8 protein-coding genes and 2 pseudogenes are annotated in these 6224 nt (G+C 71.5%); 6 read left to right on the top strand and 4 right to left on the bottom strand.

Translation table 11 applies throughout. The annotated features are described in order from the left end of the window. Both B7767_RS31165 and B7767_RS31160 read left to right on the top strand, forming a co-directional pair. Positions 1-307: pseudogene (locus B7767_RS31165) on the top strand (hypothetical protein); the annotation flags it as partial. Next, positions 304-501, top strand: a complete 198-nt coding sequence (locus B7767_RS31160) for a DUF5708 family protein (protein WP_085575065.1) — start codon at positions 304-306, stop codon at positions 499-501. The pseudogene B7767_RS31165 and the gene B7767_RS31160, both read left to right, overlap by 4 nt. A gap of 3 nt (positions 502-504) precedes the next feature. On the opposite strand, the gene B7767_RS31155 is transcribed toward B7767_RS31160, so the two are convergent. The 3 genes from B7767_RS31155 to B7767_RS31145 all read right to left on the bottom strand — a co-directional run bounded on the left by B7767_RS31155 (position 505) and on the right by B7767_RS31145 (position 2719). After that, a complete protein-coding gene (locus B7767_RS31155) occupies positions 505-1077 on the bottom strand; it encodes a cob(I)yrinic acid a,c-diamide adenosyltransferase (RefSeq protein ID WP_085575064.1) in 573 nt (190 codons plus the stop codon). A gap of 96 nt (positions 1078-1173) precedes the next feature. Further along, the gene (locus tag B7767_RS31150; protein WP_085575063.1) at positions 1174-1923 is read right to left on the bottom strand and encodes an ABC transporter permease; all 750 of its coding nucleotides are present in this window, start codon (positions 1921-1923) and stop codon (positions 1174-1176) included. 13 nt (positions 1924-1936) lie between these two features. Beyond that, positions 1937-2719 carry an ABC transporter ATP-binding protein gene (locus tag B7767_RS31145; RefSeq protein WP_085575062.1) on the bottom strand — a complete coding sequence of 261 codons (783 nt, stop codon included), beginning with the start codon at positions 2717-2719 and terminating at the stop codon, positions 1937-1939. Between the two features lie 91 nt (positions 2720-2810). On the opposite strand from B7767_RS31145, the gene B7767_RS31140 reads away from it, so the two are divergent. Beyond that, entirely contained in the window at positions 2811-3446 is a 636-nt protein-coding gene (locus B7767_RS31140) for a TetR/AcrR family transcriptional regulator (RefSeq protein ID WP_085575061.1), read from the top strand. 6 nt (positions 3447-3452) lie between these two features. Here the strand turns inward: B7767_RS31140 and B7767_RS31135 are convergent, their stop codons facing one another. Beyond that, entirely contained in the window at positions 3453-4115 is a 663-nt protein-coding gene (locus B7767_RS31135; RefSeq protein WP_085575060.1) for a 1,4-alpha-glucan branching protein, read from the bottom strand. A 214-nt stretch (positions 4116-4329) separates the two neighbouring features. Between B7767_RS31135 and B7767_RS31130 the strand changes: the two genes are divergently transcribed. The 3 genes and pseudogenes from B7767_RS31130 to B7767_RS31120 form a co-directional block, all read left to right on the top strand. Then, the gene (locus B7767_RS31130; RefSeq protein ID WP_085575059.1) at positions 4330-5178 is read left to right on the top strand and encodes a 3-hydroxyacyl-CoA dehydrogenase family protein; all 849 of its coding nucleotides are present in this window, start codon (positions 4330-4332) and stop codon (positions 5176-5178) included. A 154-nt stretch (positions 5179-5332) separates the two neighbouring features. Further along, entirely contained in the window at positions 5333-5656 is a 324-nt protein-coding gene (locus tag B7767_RS31125) for an STAS domain-containing protein (RefSeq protein WP_030860450.1), read from the top strand. Positions 5657-5920: 264 nt separating this feature from the next. After that, positions 5921-6224, top strand: a pseudogene (locus B7767_RS31120) (ATP-binding protein); the annotation flags it as partial.

The following is a 6224-nucleotide window of genomic DNA, read 5'->3' as shown; positions in this document are numbered from 1 at the left end:
CCGGCTGGGCGGCGCGCCCAGGCCGCTGGGCCCGCCGCGCCACGGCATGCCCCGCGCCCGGCACGAGACCAAGGTCTGGCTGGGCACGCTGACCGCCGCCGTCGTGGCGACCGTGCTGCTCCAGCTCGCCATCTGGTACGTCGACGACCCGAGCCGCGTCACGTCCCTGGAGGCCTGGCGCTTCACCGCGTGGCGGATCGCCGGGATCCACGGTCTGGTGGCCCTGGCCTACTGGATCTGGCCGAAGAAGGCCCCGGCGGACGAGCGGGACCTCACCGGCGCCGGCAAGGAGCGTGCCGGCCGATGACACGGGCGTCCAGGAACCTTCTCGCGGGGCCCGCCACGCTGGTGGCGGGCCTGGCGCTGTGGCTGTTCGCCGGGGAAGCGGACCTGCCGGTGGTCATGCCCGCCAAGCTGGGCGTGGTGCTGGTGTGCGTCGGTGGCGCCGAGACCCTGCTGGGCCTCTACCGGGCCGTGCGCGGCCCGGCGGGGCCCCGGTAGGGCCTAGCGCTCCCCGCCCGGCACCCACAGCACGTCGCCGGTCTCCTTGTTCGCGATGCGGGCCAGGATGAACAGCAGGTCGGAGAGGCGGTTGAGGTAGGTCGCGGTGAGCGGGTTCATGGTGTCGCCGTGGGCCTCCAGCGCCGCCCAGGTGGAGCGCTCGGCGCGGCGTACGACCGTGCAGGCCTGGTGGAGCAGGGCCGCGCCGGGCGTGCCGCCGGGCAGGATGAAGGAGCGGAGCTTCTCCAGCCGCTCGTTGAAGCGGTCGCAGTCCGCCTCCAGCCGGTCGACGTAGAACTGTTCGACCCGCAGCGGCGGGTACTCGGGGTTCTCCACCACCGGCGTCGACAGGTCGGCGCCGACGTCGAACAGGTCGTTCTGGACGCGGGTGAGGACCTCGACGACCTCCTCCTCCAGACCTCCCAGCGCGATCGCGGTGCCGATCACCGCGTTCGCCTCGTTGCTGTCGGCGTAGGCGGAGATCCGCAGGTCGGTCTTGGCGACCCGGCTCATGTCACCGAGGTGCGTGGTGCCCTTGTCGCCGGTTCGGGTGTAGATACGCGTCAGGTTGACCATGGGGCCAGCCTAGGGGGTGTCGTTCCGGACCAGGCGGGCTCCGGTGAGCGGTGCCGGGGCCCGCGACCCCGGCAGGATCCGGACGACACCCCCTGGTCACGCTCCGGCCGTCCGGAACACGCGTGTGCCCACCGTCACGGCGAGGACCGCGAGGCCGACGGCGACGGCGGCGCCGTACAGCATGTGGGCCGTCGCGTAGGCGCCGACGTAGGCGTCCCGCATCGCGTCCACCAGATAGCGGAACGGCATCAGGTGGGACAGCACGTCCAGCCAGGCGGGCCCCAGGGTCATCGGCAGCATGAGGCCCGACAGCAGCATCGACGGCATCGTCAGGGCGTTGATCGTCGGCCCGAACGTCTGCGGGGTGTCCATCCTCATGGCGAGCGCGTAGGACAGCGCGGCCAGGGACACGGTCAGCAGGGCGACGAAGGCAAAGCCGATCAGCACGCCGGCCAGCGGTGCCCGCAGCCCCATCACCAGCGCCGCCAGCACCAGCAGCACCGCCTGGAAGACGAACAGCGTGGCGTCCCGCAGGACCCGGCCCAGCAGCAGGGCGAGGCGGCTGACCGGCGTGACCCGCATCCGCTCGACCACCCCCTGCCCCTTCTCGATGATGATGGTGAAACCGGCGAACGAGGCGCCGAACAGGCCGAGTTGCAACAGCAGGCCCGGCACCAGCAGTTGCCAGGAGCTGCCCTGCCCGCCGAGCGGCAGACCGGTCAGCAGCGGGCCGAAGAACAGCAGGTACAGCAGCGGCATCAGCACGCCGAAGAGCAGCGCGAAGCGGGAGCGCAGGGACTGGCGCAGATAGCGCCCGTAGACGAGCGCGGTGTCGTGGAGCAGCACGGGTGTCGGTGTCCTATACGGCTACGGGGGCGGCGTCGGCCGGGGCGGCGCCGCGGCCGGTGATGGCGAGGAAGGTGTCCTGGAGCGAGGCGTCGATCGAGCCGCCGTACTCCAGCTTCAGGGCGCCCGGCGTGCCCTCGGCGACGACCGCGCCCCGGTCGACGACCACCAGCCGGTCCGCGAGCGCGTCCGCCTCGTCGAGGTAGTGGGTGGTCAGGAACACGGTGGTGCCGTGTTCGTCGCGCAGCCGCCGCACCAGGTCCCACAGGCCGGCGCGGCTGCCGGGGTCGAGGCCGGTCGTCGGCTCGTCCAGGAACAGCACCGCGGGGCGGTGGGTGAGCGCCATCGCGATGTCCAGGCGGCGCCGCTGGCCGCCGGAGAGCGCGGCGCACTTGCGGTCCAGCAGCCCGGTGAGGTCCAGGTCGCGGGCCAGCTCCTCGGCGCGCTCGGTGGCCCGCGCCGTGCCGAGCCGGTACAGACGGCCCTGGGTGACCAGCTCCTCCCGCACCGTGACCTGCGGATCGACCCCGCCGGACTGCGGCACGTAGCCGCAGGCCCGCCGGACCCCGGCCGGGTCGGTCGCCAGGTCGTGGCCGGCCACGGTGGCCGCGCCGCCGGTGGGGGCGAGCAGGGTCGTGAGCATCCGCAGGGTGGTGGTCTTCCCGGCCCCGTTGGGACCCAGGAAACCGAGGATCTCCCCCTCGCGGACGGTGAGGTCGACACCGCGCACGGCCTCCACCGGGCCGTGCTTGGTCTGGAAGGTACGGGCCAGTCCGGCCGTACGGATGATTGCCATGACCCCAGAAAAACAGAGTGACCCAAATTTTGCAACGGCTCCAAAATTTCAGGAAGCCCAATGATCATCGGGCCGACCTACGATGAGGGGCATGGCAGAGGGGCTCAGGGAGCGGAAGAAGCGCGAGACCAGGCAGCGGATCTCGGACATCGCCACCGGACTGTTCCTGGAGCACGGCTTCGTGACCGTGACGATGGCGGAGGTGGCGGAGGCCGCCGACGTCTCCGTGAACACGGTCTACAACTACTTCCCCGCCAAGGAGGACCTCTTCTTCGACCGCTCCAAGGGCGTCGTCGACCAGCTCGCCCGCTGGGTCCGGGGCCGGGACGCCGGGGAGTCGGCCGCCCACGCCGTACTGCGCGAACTGCGCGCCGACATCGAGGCGGTGTCACCCCGGGTGGGCCTGATGGAGGGCTACGACCGCTTCATGCGCGTCATCCACGACTCCCCGCCGCTGCGCTCCCGGCTGTGGAGCCTGCAGCAGGAGATCCAGGACAACCTCGAGGCGGCGCTCCGCGAGGAGACGGGCGCCGCCCCCGACGACCCGCTGCCGGGCCTGGTGGCCGGCCAGATCTGCTGGATCCACAGCACCGTGTTCGTCACGATCGGCCGGGAGATGATGAAGGGCCGCGCACCGGCCGAGGTGTCGCGCGAGGTCCTCGTGCTGGTCGACGACATCGAGGAGCTGCTGAGCGACAGGGTGCTCGGTTACGCGGTGCGCGGCTGAGCCGGGTTACGCCGGAGGGGTCGCGTGCAGGACGCACAGGAGGCCCCGCACGCGGGTGCCGTCGGGCGCCTCCCACGCGCCCGCGACATGACCCGCCGCTCCCGGACCGGGAAGCGGTGAGTCGTCCGGAGCGGGCCGCAGGGTGCGCAGGACCCGCAGGGTGGTGCCGTCCGGCGCGGACAGCTCGGTGTGCTCCGGGGTGTCCTCGACGGTGGAGAACTCCGCCGGCACCGGGGTCTCGCCCGCGCAGGCGCGGGTGACCTCCTCGTCCGGGGTGTCGCTGACGCTCTGGGCCTGGGCCCGCACGCGGCCCTCGACCAGCGCCGCCAACTCGGCGACGGCCACCGGGTCGTGGCAGCCGTCGTAGACCCAGCGCCGCCCGAGGACGCCGTGCTCCGCGGTGCCGACGAGGGCGTGCTCCGCCCCGTCGAGCGGAGCGCCCCGGTAGGTGAGCGGCACCAGGTAGGCGGTCGGCTCGGAGCCGGAGGCGTCGGTGACGACCATGAACTCGACACCGACCTCCCCCTTCGGGTCGTCGAGCCGGAAACCGCCGGCCCTGGTCAGCCGCGGACCCTCCGCGCCCCCGTGGTACCAGGGGCGCGAGGGCAGCCAGGCGGTCAGCAGTTCGAGCTTGGTCGGTTCGAGGGTGGTGCGGTGGATCACGGCCATGCCGAGGTTCTCCTCCGTCGATCGGACACCGGCCCCCCTACCCTCGCATCACGGGGCGGCACCTGACGGTCCGTCGGATCCGCCGGCGCCTGCCGTCGGTGTGATGTCCGTCATGTGAGACGTGACGCGCATTACTTACCGGTCACACAGGGCCCCGCGAACGCTAATGTCCGCTTCTGGAGAACAAGACAGCGCGTATCAGGGGAGTCGCACAGTGGCACGCAAGCTCGCCGTCATCGGGGCCGGTCTCATGGGGTCCGGCATCGCCCAGGTATCCGCCCAGGCGGGCTGGGACGTCGTCCTGCGGGACGTCACCGACGAGGCGCTCACGCGCGGCACCGACGGGATCAAGGCGTCGTACGACAAGTTCGTGAGCAAGGGCAAACTGGAGGCGCACGACGCCGACGCGGCCCTCGCCCGGATCACCGCCACCACCGACCTGGACGCCTGCGCGGACGCGGACGTCGTGGTCGAGGCGGTGTTCGAGAAGCTCGAGGTCAAGCACGAGATCTTCCGGACGCTCGACAAGATCGTGCGCGAGGACGCCGTACTCGCCTCCAACACCTCCGCCATCCCGATCACCAAGATCGCGGCCGTGACGGAGCGCCCGGAGCGGGTCGTCGGCACCCACTTCTTCTCGCCGGTGCCGATGATGCAGCTCTGCGAACTGGTCCGCGGCTACAAGACCAGCGACGAAACCCTCGCCAGGGCGCGGGAGTTCGCCGAGTCGGTCGGCAAGACCTGCATCGTCGTCAACCGCGACGTCGCCGGCTTCGTCACCACCCGCCTCATCTGCGCCCTCGTCGTCGAGGCCGCCAAACTGTACGAGTCGGGCGTGGCGAGCGCCGAGGACATCGACCTCGCCTGCAAGCTGGGCTTCGGCCACGCGATGGGACCGCTGGCCACCGCCGACCTCACCGGCGTGGACATCCTGCTGCACGCCACGGGCAACATCTACACCGAGTCCCAGGACGAGAAGTTCGCCGCTCCCGAGCTGATGCGCCGGATGGTTGACGCCGGTGACATCGGCCGCAAGAGCGGGCAGGGCTTCTACGAGCACTGACACCGCGCACTCGCCCCGGCACGCGTCACACGCCGGGGTGAATTCGGTATCGGTTCGCTTACAGGTAGCAACCTCGGACGCCGCCACGCAGTCAGAGGTTGCATCACCGGCCATCAGGAAACGCGGAGCACGAGACGCATATCGGGGAGCGCATATGTACATCAAGGGCGACCACGCCGGGCTGGTCGTCGGGGGCCGCCTCGACGTCCGCAGCGCGGCGGACGCCCGTACGGTCCTGCACTCGGCCGTCGACGACGGAGTCGGCGACCTGGTGCTGGACCTGTCCGACCTGGACTCCTGGGACGCCACCGGACTCGGTGTGATCATGGGGGCCCACCGGCGGGCCGGCCGCTGTGGCCGGCGCCTGGTGCTGCGGGACGTCCCGCCGCAGATGCAGCGCCTGTTGGTGGCCACCCGGCTGCACCGGATCCTGGCGATCGAGGGAGGCATCGGGGTGGACACGCTGCCCCGCGTATGAGGGCGTACGGGTGCGGGACGGACGACCCCCGAGAACCCGGACCGACCTCGACGAACCCTTCGACGCGCGCACAATCCTCACGAGACCGTGACGTCCGGGACCACGCGGTACCCCGGACTGTCGTAGATACTGAGCGAAGGTTTAGGGTTCGGCTGCCTGCTGCCCTGCAAACCCTGAGCGGGCCCGGACCAGAAGCGACAGCGCGGTGTGCGACGAGGCCGGGAGGGGCTTCCACCACACGACGCTTTTGGGGGGCTAGGACCTATGGACCCGAACAACCCGGGACCCGAGGAGTACGGCCACGAGGGAGGGCGGGAATTCGAGACCGGGTCAGGACCGGCGCCGCGCCAGCGTCCGCCCAGGGAATCCCTCGCTTCCGACTTCGGACAGCACGCGCCCGCGCTCGCCCGCACGGTGCAGCTCGTCTCCGGTGACTTCCTGCTGACCGTCAACCCCGTCGACGGCAGCGAGATCGAGCCCTGCCCGCCCGCCGAACGGCCGTCCCGCCCCGCGAAGCTGACCGAGGCCGAGCGCGCCGAGGTCGAGCGCGCCGCCAGGCCGCCCGTCC

This window comes from Streptomyces sp. 13-12-16, assembly GCF_002114215.1.
Lineage (GTDB): Bacteria > Actinomycetota > Actinomycetes > Streptomycetales > Streptomycetaceae > Streptomyces.
This window is presented reverse-complemented; position numbering and strand designations above follow the sequence as displayed.

Coding starts and splice junctions, on each gene's coding strand:
- B7767_RS31145 (WP_085575062.1), bottom strand. CDS start 2,719: ATGGCAATCATCCGTACGGCCGGACTGGCCCGTACCTTCCAGACCAAG.
- B7767_RS31125 (WP_030860450.1), top strand. CDS start 5,333: ATGTACATCAAGGGCGACCACGCCGGGCTGGTCGTCGGGGGCCGCCTC.
- B7767_RS31155 (WP_085575064.1), bottom strand. CDS start 1,077: ATGGTCAACCTGACGCGTATCTACACCCGAACCGGCGACAAGGGCACC.
- B7767_RS31135 (WP_085575060.1), bottom strand. CDS start 4,115: ATGGCCGTGATCCACCGCACCACCCTCGAACCGACCAAGCTCGAACTG.
- B7767_RS31140 (WP_085575061.1), top strand. CDS start 2,811: ATGGCAGAGGGGCTCAGGGAGCGGAAGAAGCGCGAGACCAGGCAGCGG.
- B7767_RS31160 (WP_085575065.1), top strand. CDS start 304: ATGACACGGGCGTCCAGGAACCTTCTCGCGGGGCCCGCCACGCTGGTG.